Genomic DNA, 20908 nt, shown 5'->3' with positions numbered 1-20908 from the left:
TACCGCACCACCGCACGACACGAAGAGTCGCTCCGCCGATCAGGGCGGAGCGGCTCTTCGTCGTTCACGGTTCCGCCGACGGTACTGCTCCTCCCAGTGGCCGAGCCTACGATCGAGCGAATGCCCGCTCCCCGCTCGACCCAGACCGACGACCGACCCGGGCCGGACGACTTCATCCGCGTCCGAGGTGCCCGTGAGAACAACTTGCGCGACGTCGACGTGGACATCCCCCGCGACCGGATCGTCGCGTTCACCGGCGTCTCCGGCTCCGGCAAGTCCTCACTCGCCTTCGGCACCGTCTTCGCCGAGGCCCAGCGCCGGTTCCTGGAGTCCGTCGCCCCGTACGCGCGGCGGCTGATCGCGCAGGGGTCCACCCCGCACGTCGACTCGATCACCGGGCTGCCGCCCGCCGTCGCCCTGCAGCAGCGTCGCGGCGCCCCGAGCTCCCGCTCCACCGTCGGCACCATGACCACGCTGTCGAACTCGATGCGCATGCTCTACTCGCGTGCCGGCACCTACCCGTCCGGCGCCGACCGGCTCGAGTCGGACTCGTTCTCACCGAACACCGTCGCCGGTGCCTGCCCCCGGTGCCACGGCATCGGGACCGCGCACGAGGTCACCGAGGCATCGGCCGTGCACGATCCGTCGCTGAGCATCCGCGACGGCGCGATCACCGCCTGGCCCGGAGCGTGGCAGGGCAAGAACCTGCGCGACGTCACCGCCGTGCTCGGCTACGACATCGACCGCCCGTGGCACGAGCTGTCCCGGGAGGACCGCGACTGGCTGCTCTTCACCGAGGAGCAGCCCGTCGTGCAGGTGCAGCCGAAGCGCGACCGCGTGGCGAAGCCCTACAAGGGCCGGTTCTGGAGCGCTCGCCAGTTCGTGCTGCACACCCTCGCCGACTCGCAGAGCGAGACCCAGCGCGGGAAGGTGCTGCAGTTCGTCGAGTCCGGCCCGTGCGCGCTCTGCGGCGGCACCGGCCTGACCCGAGCAGCCCTCGCCGTCACGATCGGCGGCCACTCGATCGCCGAGCTGAACGCGCTGCCGCTGACCGGCCTGGCCGACGTCCTGCGCCCGATCGCCGCGATCACGGACGCGGCAGCGGCGACGTCGCGGGCATCGTCCGGCGAGCACACCGAGGTCGCCGTGGCGATCTCCCGCGACCTGCTCACGCGCGTCGAGGTCCTGGTCGGCCTGGGTCTCGGGTACCTTGCGCTCGACCGCGCCACCCCGACGCTCTCCCCCGGCGAGAGCCAGCGGCTGCGGATCGCGACGCAGCTGCGCTCCGGCCTGTTCGGCGTCGTCTACGTGCTCGACGAACCGAGCGCCGGGCTGCACCCCGCCGATGCCGAGTCACTCGTCGACGTCCTGGACGACCTCCGCGCCGGCGGCAACAGCGTCTTCGTCGTCGAACACGACATGAGCATCGTGCGCCGAGCCGACTGGATCGTCGACGTCGGCCCCCGCGCGGGCACCGGCGGCGGCACCGTCCTGTACAGCGGACCGGTCGCCGGCCTGGCCGAGGTCGAGGCGTCGGTCACCCGGCGCTTCTTGGAGCCCCGGCAGCCGACCGCCGACCGAGCCGTGCGGACCCCCATCGGCACGCTCGAGCTCCGCGACCTCACCCTGCACAACCTGCGAGGGCTCGACGTCGACCTGCCGCTCGGTGTCCTCACCGCGGTCACCGGGGTCAGCGGGTCCGGCAAGTCGTCGCTCGTCGGCGGCGTGCTGCCCGGCGTCGCGACGTCGCACCCACTCGTCGACCGCGTCGTGCAGGTCGACCAGAAGCCGATCGGCCGGACGCCCCGCTCGAACCTCGCCACCTACACCGGCCTGTTCGACGCGGTCCGAGCCGCGTTCGCCCAGACCGACGAGGCGAAGGCCCGGGGCTGGACCGCCGGACGGTTCTCGTTCAACGTCGCCGGCGGCCGGTGCGAGGTCTGCCAGGGCGAGGGATCGGTGTCCGTCGAACTCCTCTTCCTGCCGGGCAGCTGGGCACCGTGCCCCGAGTGCCACGGCTCCCGCTACACCGCCGAGACGCTCGAGGTCCGGTGGAACGGGGCGTCCATCGCCGACGTCCTCGGTATGACCGTCGACGAAGCCGCACCGTTCCTGGCGCCCCTGCCCGCAGCCGGGCGCGGACTGGAGACCCTCCGCGAGGTCGGCCTCGGCTACCTGCGGCTCGGGCAGCCCGCTCCGGAGCTGTCCGGCGGTGAGGCGCAGCGCATCAAGCTCGCGACGGAGCTGCAGCGCGCACGGACCGGCCACACCCTGTACCTGCTCGACGAGCCCACCACCGGCCTGCACCCGGCCGATGTCGAGCTGCTGACCGCCCAGCTCGCCCGCCTGACCGACGCCGGCAACACCGTCGTCGTGGTCGAGCACGCGATGGACGTCGTCGCGAGCGCCGACCACGTCATCGACATGGGTCCCTCGGGCGGCGATGCCGGCGGCCGGGTCGTCGCCTCCGGTACGCCTGCCGAGGTCGCCGCCTCGACCGCCAGCCGGACCGCGCCCTACCTGCGGGACCAGCTCGGTCGATGACGCAGGAGTGCCCGCCAGGATCGCTCCTGGCGGGCACTCCGTGGCTGCCGCTGGTTACCGCTCGACCGCTTCGGGGGCGTCGTCACGGAAGAAGTCGCTGCCGCTGTGGGTGTAGCCGACCTCACCCGTCCGACGCCACTGCTTGCGGATGCGCTTGAAGGTGTTGATGCGTGCGGGTTCGACGTTCTCGTCGCTCGTGTAGGCGCTCATGGCTGATCTCCCTGTGTGATTGGCCGTGGTTCCTTGGCCCCCCGGAATGGAGGCTAGCGAGCGGCGCGGCGCCGAGTTCGCGATCGGTCCCGGAACGTCCGTGGAACGCAATTCCGGCCGTGCAGCGAGCCGGAACGCGCCCCTCCGGCACCTGGGGTCTCGCACGCCCCGAACGCGGATCCCCGCATGACCGGCTGCGATCATGGAGGCTCCGACCCGATCAGGAGGACGAGCGTGACCGCTGCGAACCGAGCCGTGATCACCGACGTGGGGGGCGACGTCACCGCCGACCTCGGCGATCGCTACGAAGCGGGCGCGCTGGTGGAGTGGGCGAGCGTCACGAAGACCGTGACCGCCGCCGCCGTGCTCGCCGTCCTCGCTGAACGGGACATCCCACGGGACACCCCCGCACGCGACCTGGTACCGGACGTCCCCGACGACGCCACCTACACGGTCGACGACCTGATCCGACACCGCTCGGGCCTGCCCCGTGTGCACCAGGGCATGTCGGCCGGGATCGTCGGCGACCCGTACGCGACCGTGTCCGAGGCGGACGTCACGCGTGCGCTGCGGCAGACCGCGACCACACCGGGTGAGCGGGACTACTCCAACCTCGGCTACGCGGTGCTCGGTCGGCTGCTCGAGCACGTCACGCGCGACGCATGGTTCACGGTCGTCGAGCGGACGGTCCTGGCTCCGCTCGGCATCACCAGCGCCACCCTCGACCCGGCACCCGAGCGACGAACGCTGCTGCGATCGTGGCGGGGTCGCCCCCGTGAACCCTGGACCATCGGATCAGGTCCCTACGCACCGGCCGGCGGGATCTGGTCGACCATGTCCGACCTCCTGCGGCTCGGCGTGGGGATCGGACGCATCGAGCCGGACTTCCTGGCGTGGGAGCACCGCGACGGGCTGATCTGGCACAGCGGGCAGACACGGGACGCCGGCGTCTGCCTGCTCCGGCACGGTGACGTCACGATCGCGTCGCACGCCCTCGGCGCAGCACCCGGAGCCGCGGACCGGCTCGCCGTCCGTCGGCTCCGTGCCGTTGGGATCGTCGCGTGAACGACGGCACGCGAGCCGGCGATGTGCTGCAGGCGGCCGTGGAGGGCTCCCGGCAGAACTCGTTGAAGCGTCTGGCCCGGACGACGGCGGCATTGGCTCTGGGCGCGATGGGCGGCGCGGGTGAGGACTTCCTGCCGAGCTTCGACCTGGTCGTCCGCCGTCGTGACGACGGCGCGGAGGTCCTCCGGACACGAGCCGGAGACGCGGATCAGGCCGAGCGACTCCTCGAGACCGTGGAACGAGACCTGGACGAGAAGGACGTCACGACGTTCGTCAGCGAGTGGCGCGTCGTCGAGCGCTGACGGAGCGGGTGGGCGGACGTACGCGACCAGGCGGGGACGGACGGGAGGCCCGGATCACCGTCGGCAGACCGGCGGCGGCGAGTCGCGCCTCCAGGCCGGAGAGCGGGGCGGGCTCAGGAACGCAGGCCGAGCACCAGGTCGTGGACCACGCGCGCTGCGCGCGCCGCCGCGTCGTCCAGGTGCTCGCGGAACTCGGCGCCGTCCGGCGCGCAGAGGTCGCTGATGCACCGGACCGACACGAACGGCATGTCGTGCACGTGGGCGAACTGCGCGATCGCTGCCGACTCCATGTCGACCGCAGCCACCTCGGGGAACGCGACCCGGAGTGCGCGGGCACGGCCCTCGGTCACGAAGACCTCGCTCGAGCCGATCGTCGCCGACCGCAGCGGCCACGCGATCTCGGCGCCCATCGCCAGCTCGACGAGCCGGGCGTCCGGCGCGTAGCCGGTCGGCATGCCGGGGACCTGGCCCAGGGCGTAGCCGAACGCGGTGGCGTCGGCGTTGAGGTTGACGTACCGGTCACCGACCACGACGTTACCGATGGCGACGCCGTGCATGAGCCCGCCGGCGGTCCCGACGCTGATGACCGGGATGCCCGGGCCGAAGTCGTGGAAGCCGTGGGCGACGGCGGCCGTGGCGTTCGTGAAGCCGATGCCGCTGCGGCGCACGACGACCGTGGCGCCGCCGATGTCGAGCAGCTGGTGCGGGTCGTGGCCACCGACGGGGCCGTCGAGGACGGGGACACCGCCGAAGAGGTCGGCGAAGGCCGATACCTCTTCGCTCATGGCCGCGATGATGATCGCGACGGGTTGCTGCTGCACTGACCGATCCTCCCACGCCGGGCGCGCGCGGACGTGCAGGTCGGGTCGTCGCGGTCGCTACCGGCGGGGGTCCTGGCGGGCCAGCTCGTCGGCGACGAAGGCGGCGAGCGCGTCGGCGCCGAAGTGGTCGTCGGCGGTGATGGTGACGACGGTGCCGGTGCCGGAGTCGGAGTTCGCCGCGGGCTCGTCGAACAGCAGCATCTGGCCGTACGCGCCGTGCAGCCGCCAGAGTCGGCCGGGGCCACCCCACCCGGCCATCGCGTACCGCTCGTAGCCGGGGCCGGTGCCCTCTCGCTCCACCCAGTCGGTGTGCATCGCGTCGCACCACCGCGCGCCGACGATCCGCTGTCCGTCGACGACCCCGCGGTCGCGGATCAGGCGTCCGATGCGGGCGAGCTCCTCGGTGCGGAGTGCCAGCCCCTCGCCGCCGGCGACGAACCCGTTCGGGCAGCGTTGCCACTCGACGTCCTGGATGCCGAGCGGGGCGAACAGCCGCTCGGTGACGAACGCGCCGACGTCACCGACCCGGGTCTCGAGCACGCGCATCGCGGTGTAGGTGCTGGCGTTCGCGTACTGGAACACCCGGCCGCGGCACGGTCTCCGCAGGAACTCGGCGGCCAGGTCCGGCCAGTCCGTCAGCTCGGAGGCCGACCACGGCATGTCGATGCCACTCGTCATGGTGAGCAGGTGCCGGAGGGTGACCCGGTCGACGCCGGGGCCGAGCGCGAGGCCGCTGCCGACCAGGGACGTCGCGAGCGGTTCGTCGAGGTCGACCAGGCCGTCGTCGGCCGCGATGCCGGTGGCCAGGACGCAGACGCCCTTCGCGGCGGAGTGGACCTCGCGGCGGACGTCGGGGGTCCAGTGGTGCTCGGCGACGTCGTCGGCGGTGCAGCCGGTGCCCGGAGCCGCGGTCCGCGTGCGCACGTGGATGCCGTGTGCGGCGAACCCCGTCGCGTCGATGTGCCGGACGACGGCGTCGAGGATGGTCGCGGCGGTGTGCACACCCCATCCTCTCGTGCCCGAGCGGCGTGCGTGCCCCTTCGTGCCCCAGCGGCTGCGGGCACGGGCAGGGGCCGCCGCGTAGCGTCCGGCTCGTGTCCGACGAACAGCCCCGCCGCCCCGATCCCACCCGCGTCGGCGACCAGCCCGCACTCCGGACGGCGTCGGGCTCGAACTGGCTCGTGTGGGGAGCCGTCACGGCCGTCATCGTCGCCGCGGTGATGGTGCTTATGGCGATCCGAGCGCCCGCGATCGGCTGGCCGGCGCTGGTGCTCGTCGTCGCGTTGTTCGTGGCGATGGTCGTGGTGCGGGCGGCCATCCGTCCACGACGTGCACGACTCGTCACCCTGGCCGCACTCGACCTCGGCATCGTGGCCGTCGGCCTGGTGGCGACCCTGGCGGTCCTGTACTCGACGCCGGCGGGCTGAGCGCCCGCGCGACTGAGCGCCCCAGCACCTCAGCGCCGGACGAGCACCCCGGCGACGAGTCGGAGCAGCAGGGCGACCACACCGACCGCGGCGATCCCGACCGACACGACCGTCGCCATCAGCATCCGAAGGCCGTCCGGCACGGCCGTCTCGTCGGACGCGGGGAGGAACGCCGACGCGACGAACACGCACCCCGCGGCGATCAGGAACAACACCCCGATGATCGTCACGGCCCGCAGCGCGGTCGGCACCGGTTCGTGGTCACCAGGACGAGCCGGACGGGCCCTGGCCCCCTCGGTCTCCCAGTCCGCCGGTTCCGTCATGGTGGTCCCCCTTCGTCGGAACGATCGTAGGTCCCGGCCCGGGCGGCACGGGCGCCGGTGCGGCCCGAGGCGGCAGCGACGACGGACGGGAGGCGCGTCACGGGCCCGCCCCGCGCCTCCAGTCCGACGCCGGTCACGACCAGTGCGCGTGGCCGGCTACGCGCTGTCGGTCGCCGTCGGCTGCGCCTGCCGCAGCCCGGTGACCAGGAGCGTCACGATCGTCCGGACGTCGTAGTCGGGGTCCTCGGGGCTCCACGCCACCAGGTCGCCGACGGCCCGGAGCAGCTGGTAGGGCGGGGTCGGCGCTGCCACCTCACCGGACTCCCGCGCGGCGTCGAGCAGCCGTCCGAGCACGGGCACGAGCTCGTCGACGAACAGGGTGTGCAGCGCCGTGAACCCGTCGGCGTCGCCCTCCCAGACGCGCGCCAGACCGTGCTTGGTTCCGAGGAAGTCGACGAACTGGTGCACCCAGCGCAGCAGGGCGGCGAACGGTGTCGGCTCGGAGTCGAGCAGCGCCGGCCCCGCGTCGACCAGGGCCTCGATCTGGTGCCGGTAGACGGCGACGACCAGGTCCGAACGGGTCGGGAAGTGCCGGTAGAGCGTGCCCACCCCGACACCGGCGGCGGCGGCGACCTCGCGCACCGGTGCTCCGACGCCCGAGGCCGTGAAGACCGCGGCAGCGGCGTCGAGGATCGTGCGCTCGTTGCGCTCGACGTCGCGACGGCGACGCGGCACGGGGTCGGTCGACGGGGTGCTCATGCATCGATCATCGCACGCCACCGACGCGATGCGGAACAGCGATCCGCTTTCTCTTGCAATCCGGATCGTTGTTCCGTATCGTTCCGGAACGTCGCTCCGTTTCGAGTGACAGTCGCTCCGTCCGAGGGCGACACCGCTTTCAGGAAAGGCCCCCATGGCACCCACAGCACCTCGACCGCAGGTCATCAGCGTGCGCCCCGTCACGCTCTCGGCCCCTACACGCGGTCAGGACCTCGAGGTCCGCATCACCGCACCGACGACCGGCACGGACCTGCCCGTCATCGTCTTCGCCCACGGCTTCGGCCAGTCCATGACCGGCGGCGACCCGCTGGTCGACCACTGGACCGCGAACGGCTTCGTCGTCGTCCAGCCGACGTTCCTCGACGCGAAGGCCTACGGACTGACGCTCGACGACCCGCGGTACCCGACCATCTGGCAGACACGGGTCGACGACCTCGAGTGGGTGCTCGACGACCTCGACCAGATCATCGACGCGGTCCCCGGCCTCACCGGACGCGTCGACACCGCGCGCATCGCGGCGGTCGGACACTCGTGGGGCGGACAGTCCGTGGGCATGCTGCTCGGGGCCCGCGTCCTGGACGCCGACGGACGGCCGGGTGAGGACCGCACCGACCACCGCCTGCGTGCCGGGGTCCTGCTGTCCACCACGGGGATCGCGCGCGGCGACCTCGTGCCGTTCGCGCAGGAGCACTTCGCGTTCATGAGCCCCGACTTCAGCCGACTGCACACCCCGTCGCTCGTCGTCGCCGGCGATCACGACCAGTCCCAGCTCTCGACGCGAGGCCCGGACTGGTTCACCGACGTCTACCACCTGAGCCCCGGTGCGCGGCACCTGGTGACCGTCCACGGCGGGGAGCACCTGCTCGGCGGGATCCAGGACTACGAGTCGACCGCCACCACGGACGAGAGCCCCGAGCGTGTGGACCTCGTCCGCCGCACCACGACGGCGTTCCTCCGCACCGAGCTCGGCCTCGACCCCGACGCGTGGTCGGCGATCGCCGACGCCGTCGGCTCTGCTGCCGCCGTCGGCTCTGCTGCCGCCGTCGGCCACATCGAATCGAAGGAGCACCACTCGTGATCACCGACCAGCACCCCCTGCCCACTCCGTTCACCGCCGCTTCCACCGCCGCCGACGTCCTGCACGGCGTCGACCTGACCGGCCGGAACGTCGTCGTGACCGGCGGACACAGCCGGCTCGGACGCGAGACCAGCCGCGCCCTCGCGGCGGTCGGCGCCGACGTCACCGTCGCGTCCCGTGACGTCGACCGGGCATCGGCAGCCGTCGCCGACATCCCGGGCATCCACGTCGAGGCCCTCGACCTCACCGACCCGGCGTCGGTCGATGCCTTCGCCACGCGCTGGTCGGCCTCCGGCCGCCCGCTGCACATCCTCGTGAACAGTGCCGCGATGCTCTTCACCCCGGACCGCCGGCTCGACGGGCGCGGCAACGAGCTGGCGTTCTCGACGACGCACCTCGGGCACTTCCAGCTCACGCGGGCGCTCCTCCCCGCCCTCCTGGAGGCCCGTGGTGCGCGGGTCCTGACCGTCACCTCCGGCGCTGCCCGGTTCGGCGAGATCCGGTGGGACGACCTGACGTTCGCCCGCGGGTACGACCCGGTCACCGCCTACGGGCAGTCGAAGCGGGCGAACGTCCTGTTCACGGTGGAGCTCGACAGCCGGTACGCCGACCAGGGCATCCGTGCCTTCGCCGCGCACCCGGGCGTCATCATCGGGCCCGGCCCCCACGACCCGACGGTGCTCGCGTCGTACCGCGAGCAGGGGCTGGTCGACGACCACGGGGTGACCGTCATCGACCCCGAGGTCGGCAAGAAGACCGTCGAGCAGGGCGCAGCGACGCTCGTGTTCGGTGCCGCGAGCCCGCTGCTCGACGGCGTCGGCGGGGTCTACCTGAAGGACAGCGACGTCGCCGTGATCGACGACCGGGTCCTACCCCTCACCGCGGACCGCATCCCGTCGGACGCGAACTCGGCGATGCTCGACGCCGACGATGCCCGGCGACTGTGGGAGGTCAGCGAGGGACTCCTGGCCTGATCGTGGTCGGCCGGGGGCCTCGTCTGCTCATCGTCCTCGTCGTCCTCGTCGTCCTCGCTACTGTGTGACGGTGCTGACCGTGCGGATCGAGAGCCCCCGGCAGGACGACGTCCTGCACCTGCTGCAGCAGGGCGACGACTACGGACTGAGCCTCTACGCGGCCGAGAACTACCACGCCCTGGACGTCGACGACCTGGACCGGCCCGACGTCACGTTCCTGGTGGCGCGCGAGGACGGTACCGCCCTCGGCACGGTGGCGCTCGTCGACGCCGGTGACGGCACCGGCGAGGTCAAACGCATGTTCGTGAGCGACGCCGCGCGCGGGCTCGGCGTGGGGACGCGGCTGCTCGACGCCCTGCACGACCGCGCCCGTGCGGTCGGCATCGGGACCGTCCGGCTCGAGACCGGCCTGCCGCAGGCCGCGGCCATCGCGCTGTACCGGAAGGCCGGGTACGCGGACATCCCGCGGTTCGGCCCGTACGTCGACGACCCGACGAGCGTCTGCATGGAGCGGCAGCTCGTCTGATCGGCGCGCAGCAGCTCGTCTGATCGGCCCTCGGTCCCGACGTAGGATCGCGTGTGAGCTCCGAGCACCCCGAACCCAGCGGCATCGACCCCGACGACCTGAGCGTCGCGCTCCGGGTGCTCGAGCAGCTGCCGTCGATCGACGAGACGCATCCGGACTTCATCCGGGTCCGCCAGGCCACCGCGAAGATGTTCAAGGCGGTCAAGCGTGCGCACCGTCTCGAGAAGCGCAGCGTCATCGCCGAGGCCGACCGCCGGGTGATCGCCGCCACCGCCACAGGTGCCGCCGACCGGATCGACGACGAGACCCGCGGCGTCCCGATCAGCGCCTCGACCGCGTCGACGACCGCCGGCACGCTGCTGAAATCGCGGCCCTGCTACATGTGCAAGCAGCACTACACGGTCGTCGACGCGTTCTACCACCAGCTCTGCCCGGCGTGCGCCCGCATGAGCCACGCGAAGCGCGACGCCCGGACGGACCTGACCGGCAAGCGGGCGCTGCTCACCGGCGGCCGCGCGAAGATCGGCATGTACATCGCCCTCCGGCTGCTGCGCGACGGCGCCCACACCACCATCACCACGCGGTTCCCCCGCGACGCCGTACGCCGGTTCGCGAGCCTGCCCGACGCCGCCGACTGGATGGACCGGTTGAAGGTCGTCGGCATCGACCTGCGCGACCCCGCGCAGGTGATCGGACTCGCCGAGGACGTCGCCGCATCCGGTCCCCTCGACATCCTGATCAACAACGCCACGCAGACCGTGCGACGATCGCGCGGGGCCTACCAGCCGCTGGTCGACGCGGAACTCGCGCCGTTGCCCGACGGTCCGCTGCCCGAACTCGTGACCTTCGGGCACACGAACGACCAGCACCCGCTGGCGCTCGCCCGCTCGGTGGCCGCGCACCCGATCCTCGCTGCCGCCGCTGCCCGAGCCGACGAACTGACGGAACAGGCGATGGCACCGGGATCGAGCTCGCTCGAACGGCTCGCCCTGGGCACCGCGATCGACGCCGGCGGCCTGGTCCCCGACCTGCACGACGAGAACTCGTGGACGCAAGCCGTCGACGAGGTCGACCCGCTCGAGATGCTCGAGGTCCAGCTGGCCAACACCACGGCACCGTTCATCCTGATCTCGAAGCTCCGCCCCGCGATGGCCGCGAGCACGGGACGCCGCACCTACGTGGTGAACGTCAGTGCCATGGAAGGCGTGTTCGGCCGCGCCTACAAGGGGCCGGGACACCCGCACACGAACATGGCGAAGGCCGCCGTGAACATGCTCACCCGCACGAGTGCACAGGAGATGTTCGAGACCGACGACATCCTGATGACGAGCGTCGACACCGGCTGGATCACCGACGAACGGCCGCACCCCACGAAGGTCCGGCTCGCGGAAGAGGGCTTCCACGCGCCGCTCGACCTGGTCGACGGGGCGGCCCGTGTCTACGACCCGATCGTCCGGGGCGAAGCGGGCGAGGACGTGTTCGGCGTCTTCCTGAAGGACTACGCGCCCAGTTCGTGGTGACGGGCGGCTGACCGGACCGGTCCCGTCAGCGCTCGGGCGCGGCCGTCTCCTGCGGCAGGACCGCGGCGAACCGCAGCAGGAAGTCCCGCACCACCGTCAGCGTTGCGTCGTCGTACGAAGCGAGCGCCGCGTCCAGTTCTGCGGCGCGAGCCCCGAGGAACCCGCTACTGCGCTCTCGGGTCAGCTCGGTGACGCGGAGGGTAACGATCCGGCGGTCCGTGCTCTCACGGCTCCGCTCGATCAACCCGCGCTCCTCGAGTCGGTTGACCAACGCGTTCGCCGCACCCGAGGTCATCCCGATCCGCCGGGCGAGACGCGTGCCGGTCATCGGCTCGCCCTCGTTCTCGGCCCAGAGGATCTCCCCCAGCGCGACGCCGTCCGACGTCGGCAGCTCCATCCACGCCGCGAAGTGCAACGCCGACTCCTGGTACCGGACGGCGTAGTGGCGGAGCGCCTCGAGGGTCTGGGAGCGCAGGTCGGTCATGCGACCGATTCTCCCGCGTTCGGTGCCCCCTGCAGTGTCGGGTAGTGCGGCAGGACGGGGACGTGCTTCTCGCTCGTCAGCAGGTACTTCTGGGCGAAACCGCGGACCGGACCGAGGGACGCAACCCGGAACACCGTCCGCATCGCGCGGACTCCGGCCGTCGACGACGGGTGCAGCAGGCGTGCACCGCCGCGGGGCAGGCCCTGGGCGCTGTCGGCGTACCCGCGGAGCAGGTCCTCGTAGCGCACGAAGGCGTCCGCGATCGCGAAGCCCGTGCCGGGCTCGATCGTCCGTGCCAGTTCCCCGGCCAGGATGTGTGCGCCGACCAGAGACAGTGTGGTGCCCATGCCGGTCGGCCCGGAGCCCCAGGCAGCGTCACCGAGCAGGGCGATCCGGCCCTTGCTCCACCGCGACACGACGACCTGCTCCATCCGCTGCGTGTAGAACTCGTCGGGCCGCTCGGTGAACCCGTCGAGGATCCGCTCGGTCTGCCACCCCGCTCCCCGGAAGCGCTCGCGCAGGATCCGCAGCTGCACGTCGACGGGGAGCTGCTCGAAGCCCATCGGCTCCGACTCGAACGACATGCTCGCCCGGATCGTCCCCTCGTTGTCCGGGCGGATCGACGCCACACGTCCACGCGGTGCCGTGTACCAGTCCCAGTGGTCGGTGTCGCTGCTGATCCGCTCGATGGTGCCGTACGTGATGCTGACACCGAAGTCGCGGTACTCGGTCTCGTCGGCGAACAGGATCCGGCGGCTCCGCGAGCTCCTGCCCTCGGCGACGACGACCAGGTCGAACCGCTCCGGAGCGCCGCTGTCGTACCGGACGTCCACCCCGGTGTCGTCCTGCTCGGCCCCGGTGATGAAGTCCCCGTAGCGGCGCTCGATCGTGTCCGGCAACGCATCGACGAGGATCCCGGCGAACGTCCCGCGCAGGATCTCGATCTCGGCGGTCGGGCCGTCCTGCCCCTCGGCCTTCGGGAACGTGGCGTACGGGGTGCCGTGCTCGTCCACGTACCGGGTACCCGCTTCGCCGGTGAGGTGCCGCATGACGGTCCCGCGCAGGCCCATCCGCTCGAGGACCTCACGCCCGAGGCCCCGGACGTCGATGTTCTGGCCGGTGGTCCGCTGCTCCGGTGACCGCTCGAGCAGTGTGACGTCGAACCCCGAGCGGTCGAGTCCACACGCGAGTGCAGGGCCGGCGATGCTCGCTCCGGTGATCAGGACGCGCGGGCGGTGGTGTGGCGTGGTCGCCATGAGTGGTCCTCTGCTCGTGGGGCGGCAAGTACCGCCCGATGACGAGCATACCTTCACTGTGATATCTCTTCGCAGAGAAGACAATTGACCTGGGAGACGTCACCTCGAGACGGGGGCCGACCGCATCCTCAGGCTTGGAGCTGCCGCCCCGTGACCCTCGACGCGCCATCGACGAATCCTTCGAAGAGTGCACGAGCCGACAGGTCCCCCCCCGATGTCGAGGTGCGTCGGAACGGTTCCCCGCTCGTCGGACACCATGAGCTCGGCGTCGCCCGAATCCCGTACGAGCAAGTCGTAGGCGACCAGATCGGACTCCACCAACAGGTGGGTGCTTCGGTTGTCCCGGTCCTCGGGGGAGCGCCGCAGCTCGGTGGTCACGGCGTCGGCCTCGAGCTGCGCCATCAGGAGCGAACCCCAGCGGTGGAAGTCTTCCGAGATCGACACTGCGCGCACCCCTTCTGCTCCCACGGCGACAGAGGAGCCCGCTTCCCCGCCCGCGAGGTGTTCGGCTTATTCGCGGATGCCAGTGGTGGCGCGGATCGCGGATCCCAGAACGACCGGCGTTCCACGGGTTTCGGGGATCTGTTCCACGGGCCCTCGGCCTTGGCTCACTCCGGCAGGGTCACGCCGTAGGCAGCACACGTGCGCCGGACGATTCCCTGGTACTCAGTGTCGCGCATGACGTCAGCGAGAGCGTACGGCGCAGCGACCGCGCGTTCGAGGACTGCCAGTACCTCCGGCAGGTTGAACAGCCAGTCTCTACTGTCCAGGTAGTCCTGCCGCCTAGGAGACCTTTCCGCCAGGAGCGACTCGAGCCGCTCCCTCTCCGACGCGACGAAGGCTCGAACCTGATCCGCTGCTTCCCGAGGATCAACGTCGAGATACAGAGCGAACAGCACGGCGGCGAGTTCGAGGTCAGCTGGCGGCACGCCATACTCTCCAACGAGCCCCTCGTACATGCCTTCGAGTAGCTCGTAGAACCGAGCTGGGCGGTATGCCGCCTGCTTGCGGCGCTTCCGAAACATCCGCTGCACGTCGTCGTCAAACATCTCTACCAGCACCGTCAGTCGGGCGATGACACGTCGCATCCGCTTGGGTGGTTCGACGAGCCCCTTGTAGAGCAGCTTGTGCGACACCACTGACCAGGCGTCTTCCGCACGGGTCCGTATTTGGATCTCGGCGAGCACTTTGCCTCCGGTGCTGTCGCTGAACAGGTTCGACGACACGAGGAAGTGCGTCCCCGAGTAGTACAAGCGCTCCGCATCACCTGACTTGACGTCACGTTCAACCAAGTCCCAGGGCCCGGCCGCGAGTGCACGATCAACCGCACGAACGTCGGCACGCGTGGACGTGACGATTCGCACTCCCACCTTGTCCGTAATCGAGGCCCAGCTACGCGGGGCACCCCCGCTGCCCCGCGCCTTCACGACGAGGCTTCTGATGTCCTTCACGCGCGATGAGACAACTGCGTCCAGCACCTCGCTGGGAATCAAGCTACGCGCAGTGCGCTCGTACGCAGCCTTTGCGAGCTCCAAGGTCTCCTGCGAGTCCCTGTAAATGGAAGCAATGTCTTCGTTTCCCTGCTGTTCAATCACGGGCGTGATCAGCGGCTCGGAGGGCGACGGAAGCTGTAATCGTCCAGCTCGCCTTTGACAATGATCCGCGGCCCGAGATCGGAATCGTTCTCCGTAGTGATCGTCCCATTCTCCAGGGCCTCTGACGAGGCGCTAAGAGTGACACCGGTCGACGTTTTCAGCCGAAGGCCTCCAATCTGTGCCTTGACTAGGCGAGTGTCCTTCGCAAAAGTCGTCGAGGCGACTTGGGACGGCAGAGTGGCGGCGAACGCGTCTCTGTCCTCCGCATCCAAGAACGAGCTGATGAACTGAGCCGGGCTTATGGTCTGCGCTGGGGATTCAAGCACCGCAACGGCGGCGGTTCCGTATCGCATCCGCTTTTCGGCTGGGAGGTCGGCTCGATTGACCAGTGCCTCTAGAGCATCCACGAATTCCTTCATTTGCACTTCGGCACGATGGGTGAGGTCGCAACCGAGAAAACGCTGGAGGAAGTAGTCAGCGAAAGACGCTCCGTTCTGCTTGTCGACCATCAAACCGCGAACCTTCCGATCGTGGTCAAGGTGGAAGAACGCAATTTTATACACCCGCGAGTTCTGTCCCATGATCAGTTCCGTCAGGTGCTCGACCTCGAAAACCGCCGCTCCCTGTGACATCTCATGACGAAGCCGAACGCCTTCCTGATGCTCCGCCTTCAAGATCACGAAGCGCTGTCCGGAGGAGACTGTGGCGAGCGAGGCCATGAAGACGCCGGCTGGACTCCCGCCGGTTTGAGTGCGGTGCAACCAATCAGCGATCTCGCGAGAGTTCTCGGCGAGGAGGGTGTCGTCCTCCAGCACCTGGCGGACAAGGTCCGGTACGGGGCTGTCGTAGTGACCCTCGACGATCGAGCGAGCGTTGTTGCCGAGCGCTGGCGCGAGCATCTCCTCACGAACGAAGCGATCGGTGTCCGAATTGAGGGGCGTCGGAGCGGCAGACCAGACGACACCGGGTTCGCCTTCTCGGAACCGCCCCCGTGGTAGTTCATGCAACATCGTCGAGTTCAGCGTGATGGGTTCAAACCCGGCCATAGAGCACCCTTCCCTGGGACAGTTCAAAGTTGATGATATGGCAGCTTTACGGCGCTTTGCCTCGGCACTCCTGACGCATCGCCCATCGGGGCCTCAGCCGGTCCAGTTCGTCCCGGCGGACCGAGCCGCTCTCTGTGCCGGCCGATCGTGTGGCCCTGGCTGAAGACGATTCAGACGGCACCGAAACACTCACTTCTCCGCCTTCGCGAATACCCGAAGCCGGGTCCATCACGCTCCGTGCGGCCAGACGTCGCGTTCGAGAAGCCCCATCGCGGCGGCCGCGCGACAAGCCGCCACACGTAGAAGTTCAGGTGAACGCGCGCCGGGAAGCAAGGCTCGAATCGGTCTGAACGGCGTGCCGCCGCCGAGGACGAACGTGCTCGCGCTGCGGACGCTTCAAACGTTGCTGGCCGTTCGCCGACGGAACAGACCAACGATAGTCGCGATGGCTGCCACGATGCCGCCAAAAATCGTCACTCCGCGACCGATTCCCTCCCAGTCCGCCCCCTTCAGCATGGTCGCCGCGTCCGGGGAGGTAACGAGGCCCACGGCGAGGAGTCCCGCCGTTATCGCCCACAGTGCTAACGCTGGCAGCTGCACCCGGTCGCGCGGGAGCCGTGCCGGCGCTTCACCGTGAACACGAATCGGGCCCGCGACGTACGTCGCTGCGACCACCGTCTCGATATAGTTGTCGAACCATGTCAGAGTTGGAGTCTGATTTCCGCTCTGTAACCGCATCGCGCGGATCGCTGCTAGTGCTTCGACTTGCTCATCCCAAGCTCGGGCAGCGGTGCGCACGGAGATTGCGGTTAGGCGCCTGCCATATCTGTGTCGAAGAACTCGCTCGATGTCGCGAGTGCCGTCCAACGCGAACCGCTCGATGGTGTCAGCGTGCTCACAATGCAACCGCGCGCGGAAAATCTGTGCCTCCGCCGCAGCGATCGTGCGGTACAGCCGCCACGGGAACGGCGCCCGGCTGGTCCAAGCGGTGGCCTGAGCGGACACCGTTGTGACCGCCATTGACAGCAGTCCGATCAACAGGAATGAGGGTACCCACCAGTAGAGCCGCGTCGACGTGACCGCGCCGATGAAACTCGTCCCAAGAAGTGTCATACCGAGGGCCGCTGTCAGCCCGCCACACCACCAGGCCGCATTGAACCAGCGACGATTCCCCGCGTGCGCCGCGTCCGCTACGGCGGACCAGCGCTGCGCGAACAGCTCCCACGCCACAGACGCCCGCCGAGGGCTTTCCCCAGCGTGAACTCTCCGCAGACCTCCCGAACGACGCCGGTACCGACGGTGCAGGCGCTCGAGTCGCCTGACCCGGCGTCTCACGCGGGCGCTGCCCGCCCGCTCCTCGCCGAACGTAGGGCGCACCGCCACCGACTGCGCGCCGGACCATCCAATGAGCAGCGCTAGGAACCAAAGGCACGCTGCATCAAAGGTACCGATAGCGACAGCTTCAAAGAGCGGCGACTGCGACATACATCCCCCGTAATGCGATGGAATCTTCGCGCTGCCCACCAGCACGCAGGCCGACCGTAGCGGAATCCGAAGCAAACCAGGAATCAGGGCACCGACGATGACTTTGCAAGCACGGACCTTCACCGGGCGGAGTCGACTGAGCAGAACAGGCCTGATCGCAGATCGTCACGTGCGTAGGTTCGCGAATGCCTCTGACACCCGGCGACGCTCGACCGCGGTAAGCGTCGGATTGACGAGCGACTCGATCTCGCTCCAGCGCGCGCCGTCGTCAGATTGCGGGCGCTGCTCGCACAGGCGGAGCATCTGAACGGCTCCAATCGGGCGGAAGCTCTGGCGCCGTCATAGCGTCCACCCATCGCTGGTCACCGTCCCCCGGCCAGGAGATGGGAGCGGCGGGCCCTGTGTAGACCCACTCGCTCCGCCAACCTGAACCGCCGATGGCGAGCACCCACCCGCTCGGAAGAACACGCCAAGCGCGCCATCGCTGATCGTCTGGGGCAGCTTGCACTGTGATGCCGTGATCCGCTGGAAGCCCGTGCTTCGAGGCATCCACGATGATGTCCGTCAGACCATCCGCATCACTCCAGTAGCGACGGCCGTTTCCTTCGTATCGTCCCATCTCGCAAACACTGACCCACCGCAGACGCTCCTTTGTCTCGTGAAACTCTCGCCGGTCGAGCTGCGCGCCGTTCGCGTCCACACCGGCAAGCCCCGTGTTCGCGACGAGCATCGCGACGCGCTGAATCTCTACTTCGTCTTGCTTGCGAACCTCGCGGCGAAACGTGCGCATGAAGGACGAGGTCTCGCGGAACGAGCGCGACTCCGCGACCTGGTTGTACCTCCCAATGAATCGCGAAGCGAGCTTCACGCTCAATCGGAGCCCCATGAATACGGCAATACGCACTCGAATCGGCAATCGCGTCACACTCGAGACTAGACGCAACCGCACAAATAGCGTCTCGGCCGCCATGAGGAAAGCGGCGACGTAAAAGAAGGGAAGCAGGAGCGCCGGCAGCCAGACGCCGAGTAGGAAGGAACGGAGGAGGCCGATCCAGTCGAGCGTGTCTCGGTCTCGAAGGACCGCGGCGGTGGTCCAGAGGACGAGACCCACGCCGATCATCGAAAGCAGGCCGCCAGTGAGCTTGCGCACTGATGCCCATTCCCGCTTTGTTGCAGCCACGCTGTTGAGCATGACCAGAGCGGTCGCTACGACCTGAAGCAGGAGTTCCCCGACCAACGGCAACGGCTCGACGTTCACGTAGAATTCAAGAAGAGCCACGAAGCCCAGCGCATCGAGCGCCAACCGGCGCACAATAGCTCCGCCGGTCTCCGCCTTCGGTATCCGGAACATCATCGGGATGGCGAAAGTCAGCGTAATGATGATCGAGTCCTTCAGCAGACTTGAATCCCACAACGTAACGAGCGAGCCTAAGCGGAGGCAGACCGCGATCCAGCACAAGAGCGCAAGAAAACTGACTACGAGTTTCCAACGCAAGGCCCGGGCGATCGAACTCAATCCTTCGTGGAGAGCACTACGCGTCGCGGGCCAGGAAAGCAGCGCGATGAGCGCGGCCCCGAGCAGAATGAGCGAAGCAATTTCGCGGGTTGTGAGCAATTACCCCCCTTTCGAGCAAGCGTACTTTGAGCCGCCGACATCTCGAGGTCCGTGGATCCGCTGGGTCGAGGAGTCCGCGACTAGCCGATAACGCTCATTCGGTCAACCGGACAGTGGCCGCATGCACAGGGTCCAGCGCGCCCACACCGGCAATCGGGTTCATCGAGCGTGGGACGGTTCGAGGCGCAGCCTTTCCCGGTCCGTCGTTGGCGGTTACTCGTGGACGCGGGTGCTGAGGACGACGCGCTCGTCTTGGTCGAGATCCCAGAGCATGGTCGCGGTATGACCTGCGGCTTGCTCGTAGGCGAGGAGGAGGACCGCGTCGGCGGCGGTGCGGCACCAGCGCATAGACGACTGGGCGAAGATCGGGTCGTTTGGGTCAGGTAGGGCGGGGTCGCTCTCGAAGCGGTCTCGCTGCTCCCGGAGGATCCGGGGGCTCGTGGTGCCGGTGAGCCACAGCATGTCAGCGAGATGCTGCGTCAGGGTGATGGGCAGCGACCTGCCGGCCGCGGGTGGATCCTTCAACTGAGTGCGCTCGACGCGGGACGTCGCAAGCTGGCGATCTCTGGTCGATCTCACCGCCATTGGAACCGAGGTCGGTGCAGCAGCTGGAGGACCACCACAAGAGCAGACGTCTCCTCCTTTCAATCTTGCACTCTCAGCTGGAGGAACCAGGACCGGGCCGTAACGCTTCGCCGGCATGACGAAGCGCCGCTCACCAATGGTGAGCGGCGCTTCGACGGCCCGGCGCGGCTGGCCGACAGCGGCCACACCGTTACCGCAGGCGGTCGTCGCTGGCGACAGGCTCAGTCGAGGAGGTCAGGGTCGAGGAGGCTCGGCTCAGACTCGGACGCGTCGCGCTTCATGATGATCAGCTCGATGACCCAGGGCGCGTGTCGGAACGCCGTCGCCGGTCGCTGGTCGTACCAGCCGGGCTTGTAGTTCGACTCGCGGGAGCCGGTCGGGTTGTCCGCAGCGTGCGACGGGGTCGCGTCGAGCTGGACGCGCTGGCTGACACCCGGCAGGTAGCTCCACTGACGCGGCGTAGACCCGTCCGTGGCCCAGTGGTCAACGCTCTGCTGGTCGGCGTTCTGCTGCTCGATGAGGTTCCGCGTGGAGCGCCGCTGGGCACCCTCGAGGTGGTCGTACTTGCGGGTGGGCGGGAGCATCGCGGCGGGGACACGGTGCGCGTACCCGAAGCAGTTCGGGTCGTTCGGCGCGGGCGTCGGGGCCGGCTGCAGCGCATCTCCGTCCAGGTTGGTCTCCCCCACGGTGCGGGGCGTGGCGACGGGCCATCCGTCGCAGTGCCAGCGCACCAGGACGTTGCTGACCTGGATGTCGGCCTCCAGCACGCGGCTGCGGTGCAGCTCCGTCTTGTCCGACTGCGACGCATCGGTCGGGGTGAACGTGGCGTCCACCGCGTAGGTGTCGACGAACTGGCGGCGCCAGGCACGGATCATCGGGCAGGTGAACTCCTGCCGGCCTCGGCGGCCGGCTCGGCGGAGGGCGATGCGCAGCTGCTGCAGCTCCTCGACGCTGTGGATGTGGTGCGTCGCCTGCGTGCAGGTCGTGATGGGGGTGTTGCTGATGGTGAGGTTGCGGTCCATGGTGGTGTCCTTCAGGTCGGAGCGAGGCGGTTGCTCGCTTGCGCCACCCCTATGCGAGCTCGTGCTTGCGAGCGGGGCGCCGACACTGTTCGCGGACCTGATTTGGGACTCTAAGAGCCGTTTTGCCCCTCGTTCGTGGGCCAGAATGTTGCCTGTTCGGCGTTTTCTGACCCCCGGAGTGGGGAGTCCGGGCTGGGAGTTCGGACTGGGACTCAGGAGTCGCTGAAGCGCGTGGCGGCGACGGGTTTTC

The 20908-nt window shown here is 69.2% G+C and carries 21 protein-coding genes; 8 read left to right on the top strand and 13 right to left on the bottom strand.

Going from position 1 to position 20908, the window contains the following annotated elements:
- Window positions 1-120: 120 nt before the first annotated feature.
- Window positions 121-2544, top strand: coding sequence for an excinuclease ABC subunit UvrA (locus Q9R26_RS13465; RefSeq protein WP_311227538.1), 2424 nt, complete (start codon window positions 121-123; stop codon window positions 2542-2544).
- A gap of 54 nt (window positions 2545-2598) precedes the next feature.
- Here the strand turns inward: Q9R26_RS13465 and Q9R26_RS13460 are convergent, their stop codons facing one another.
- Window positions 2599-2754 (bottom strand): hypothetical protein, encoded by a 156-nt coding sequence (locus Q9R26_RS13460; RefSeq protein WP_182066189.1) that lies wholly within the window; start codon window positions 2752-2754, stop codon window positions 2599-2601.
- A gap of 234 nt (window positions 2755-2988) precedes the next feature.
- On the opposite strand from Q9R26_RS13460, the gene Q9R26_RS13455 reads away from it, so the two are divergent.
- Together Q9R26_RS13455 and Q9R26_RS13450 are read left to right on the top strand one after the other, a co-directional pair.
- A complete protein-coding gene (locus tag Q9R26_RS13455; protein ID WP_311227537.1) occupies window positions 2989-3819 on the top strand; it encodes a serine hydrolase domain-containing protein in 831 nt (276 codons plus the stop codon).
- On the top strand, window positions 3816-4121 hold the full coding sequence (locus Q9R26_RS13450) for a hypothetical protein (RefSeq protein WP_311227536.1): 306 nt from the start codon (window positions 3816-3818) through the stop codon (window positions 4119-4121). Before Q9R26_RS13455 ends, Q9R26_RS13450 begins: the two co-directional genes overlap by 4 nt.
- Window positions 4122-4234: 113 nt before the next feature.
- Here the strand turns inward: Q9R26_RS13450 and mtnN are convergent, their stop codons facing one another.
- Window positions 4235-4942, bottom strand: coding sequence for a 5'-methylthioadenosine/S-adenosylhomocysteine nucleosidase (mtnN, locus tag Q9R26_RS13445; RefSeq protein WP_311227535.1), 708 nt, complete (start codon window positions 4940-4942; stop codon window positions 4235-4237).
- A gap of 57 nt (window positions 4943-4999) precedes the next feature.
- On the bottom strand, window positions 5000-5944 hold the full coding sequence (locus Q9R26_RS13440; RefSeq protein WP_311227534.1) for a serine hydrolase domain-containing protein: 945 nt from the start codon (window positions 5942-5944) through the stop codon (window positions 5000-5002).
- Window positions 5945-6036: 92 nt separating this feature from the next.
- Between Q9R26_RS13440 and Q9R26_RS13435 the strand changes: the two genes are divergently transcribed.
- Window positions 6037-6369 carry a hypothetical protein gene (locus Q9R26_RS13435; RefSeq protein WP_311227533.1) on the top strand — a complete coding sequence of 111 codons (333 nt, stop codon included), beginning with the start codon at window positions 6037-6039 and terminating at the stop codon, window positions 6367-6369.
- Between the two features lie 29 nt (window positions 6370-6398).
- On the opposite strand, the gene Q9R26_RS13430 is transcribed toward Q9R26_RS13435, so the two are convergent.
- Together Q9R26_RS13430 and Q9R26_RS13425 are read right to left on the bottom strand one after the other, a co-directional pair.
- Window positions 6399-6692, bottom strand: a complete 294-nt coding sequence (locus Q9R26_RS13430; RefSeq protein WP_182066184.1) for a hypothetical protein — start codon at window positions 6690-6692, stop codon at window positions 6399-6401.
- 156 nt (window positions 6693-6848) lie between these two features.
- Complete coding sequence (locus tag Q9R26_RS13425; protein ID WP_262137019.1) at window positions 6849-7451, bottom strand: TetR/AcrR family transcriptional regulator; 603 nt, start codon at window positions 7449-7451, stop codon at window positions 6849-6851.
- Window positions 7452-7605: 154 nt separating this feature from the next.
- On the opposite strand from Q9R26_RS13425, the gene Q9R26_RS13420 reads away from it, so the two are divergent.
- The 4 genes from Q9R26_RS13420 (at window position 7606) to Q9R26_RS13405 (ending at window position 11570) form a co-directional block, all read left to right on the top strand.
- Window positions 7606-8550, top strand: coding sequence for a chlorophyllase/cutinase-like alpha/beta fold protein (locus Q9R26_RS13420; RefSeq protein ID WP_311227532.1), 945 nt, complete (start codon window positions 7606-7608; stop codon window positions 8548-8550).
- A complete protein-coding gene (locus Q9R26_RS13415) occupies window positions 8547-9524 on the top strand; it encodes an SDR family NAD(P)-dependent oxidoreductase (protein WP_311227531.1) in 978 nt (325 codons plus the stop codon). The genes Q9R26_RS13420 and Q9R26_RS13415 overlap by 4 nt, the downstream gene beginning before the upstream one ends.
- A 70-nt stretch (window positions 9525-9594) precedes the next feature.
- Window positions 9595-10050, top strand: coding sequence for a GNAT family N-acetyltransferase (locus Q9R26_RS13410; protein ID WP_259580498.1), 456 nt, complete (start codon window positions 9595-9597; stop codon window positions 10048-10050).
- Window positions 10051-10103: 53 nt separating this feature from the next.
- Entirely contained in the window at window positions 10104-11570 is a 1467-nt protein-coding gene (locus Q9R26_RS13405; RefSeq protein WP_311227530.1) for an SDR family NAD(P)-dependent oxidoreductase, read from the top strand.
- A 25-nt stretch (window positions 11571-11595) separates the two neighbouring features.
- On the opposite strand, the gene Q9R26_RS13400 is transcribed toward Q9R26_RS13405, so the two are convergent.
- The 8 genes from Q9R26_RS13400 to Q9R26_RS13365 form a co-directional block, all read right to left on the bottom strand.
- Entirely contained in the window at window positions 11596-12054 is a 459-nt protein-coding gene (locus Q9R26_RS13400) for a MarR family winged helix-turn-helix transcriptional regulator (RefSeq protein ID WP_209133201.1), read from the bottom strand.
- Window positions 12051-13310 (bottom strand): FAD-dependent monooxygenase, encoded by a 1260-nt coding sequence (locus Q9R26_RS13395; protein WP_311227529.1) that lies wholly within the window; start codon window positions 13308-13310, stop codon window positions 12051-12053. The genes Q9R26_RS13400 and Q9R26_RS13395 overlap by 4 nt, the downstream gene beginning before the upstream one ends.
- Before the next feature lie 608 nt (window positions 13311-13918).
- A complete protein-coding gene (locus tag Q9R26_RS13390) occupies window positions 13919-14905 on the bottom strand; it encodes a RelA/SpoT domain-containing protein (RefSeq protein WP_311227528.1) in 987 nt (328 codons plus the stop codon).
- Between the two features lie 8 nt (window positions 14906-14913).
- On the bottom strand, window positions 14914-15951 hold the full coding sequence (locus Q9R26_RS13385; RefSeq protein ID WP_311227527.1) for a nucleoid-associated protein: 1038 nt from the start codon (window positions 15949-15951) through the stop codon (window positions 14914-14916).
- A 396-nt stretch (window positions 15952-16347) separates the two neighbouring features.
- Entirely contained in the window at window positions 16348-17181 is an 834-nt protein-coding gene (locus Q9R26_RS13380) for a hypothetical protein (RefSeq protein WP_311227526.1), read from the bottom strand.
- A gap of 523 nt (window positions 17182-17704) precedes the next feature.
- A complete protein-coding gene (locus Q9R26_RS13375) occupies window positions 17705-19051 on the bottom strand; it encodes a hypothetical protein (protein WP_311227525.1) in 1347 nt (448 codons plus the stop codon).
- A gap of 213 nt (window positions 19052-19264) precedes the next feature.
- Window positions 19265-19822: a hypothetical protein gene (locus tag Q9R26_RS13370; RefSeq protein ID WP_311227524.1), complete on the bottom strand. Its 558-nt coding sequence runs from the start codon at window positions 19820-19822 to the stop codon at window positions 19265-19267.
- A gap of 35 nt (window positions 19823-19857) precedes the next feature.
- Window positions 19858-20658 (bottom strand): hypothetical protein, encoded by an 801-nt coding sequence (locus Q9R26_RS13365; RefSeq protein WP_079238243.1) that lies wholly within the window; start codon window positions 20656-20658, stop codon window positions 19858-19860.
- Window positions 20659-20908: the final 250 nt, after the last annotated feature.

It is taken from the genome of Curtobacterium sp. BRB10, assembly GCF_031844325.1.
GTDB lineage: Bacteria > Actinomycetota > Actinomycetes > Actinomycetales > Microbacteriaceae > Curtobacterium > Curtobacterium poinsettiae_A.
Note: the sequence above shows the minus strand (reverse complement) of the source record. Positions and strands in the feature narration are given on the sequence as shown.

Bases quoted from the DNA above. Each gene is read 5' to 3' on its own strand.
- Q9R26_RS13465 (WP_311227538.1), top strand. From the start codon at position 121: ATGCCCGCTCCCCGCTCGACCCAGACCGACGACCGACCCGGGCCGGAC.
- Q9R26_RS13460 (WP_182066189.1), bottom strand. From the start codon at position 2,754: ATGAGCGCCTACACGAGCGACGAGAACGTCGAACCCGCACGCATCAAC.
- Q9R26_RS13430 (WP_182066184.1), bottom strand. From the start codon at position 6,692: ATGACGGAACCGGCGGACTGGGAGACCGAGGGGGCCAGGGCCCGTCCG.
- Q9R26_RS13425 (WP_262137019.1), bottom strand. From the start codon at position 7,451: ATGAGCACCCCGTCGACCGACCCCGTGCCGCGTCGCCGTCGCGACGTC.
- Q9R26_RS13420 (WP_311227532.1), top strand. From the start codon at position 7,606: ATGGCACCCACAGCACCTCGACCGCAGGTCATCAGCGTGCGCCCCGTC.
- Q9R26_RS13400 (WP_209133201.1), bottom strand. From the start codon at position 12,054: ATGACCGACCTGCGCTCCCAGACCCTCGAGGCGCTCCGCCACTACGCC.
- Q9R26_RS13395 (WP_311227529.1), bottom strand. From the start codon at position 13,310: ATGGCGACCACGCCACACCACCGCCCGCGCGTCCTGATCACCGGAGCG.
- Q9R26_RS13385 (WP_311227527.1), bottom strand. From the start codon at position 15,951: ATGGCCGGGTTTGAACCCATCACGCTGAACTCGACGATGTTGCATGAA.
- Q9R26_RS13365 (WP_079238243.1), bottom strand. From the start codon at position 20,658: ATGGACCGCAACCTCACCATCAGCAACACCCCCATCACGACCTGCACG.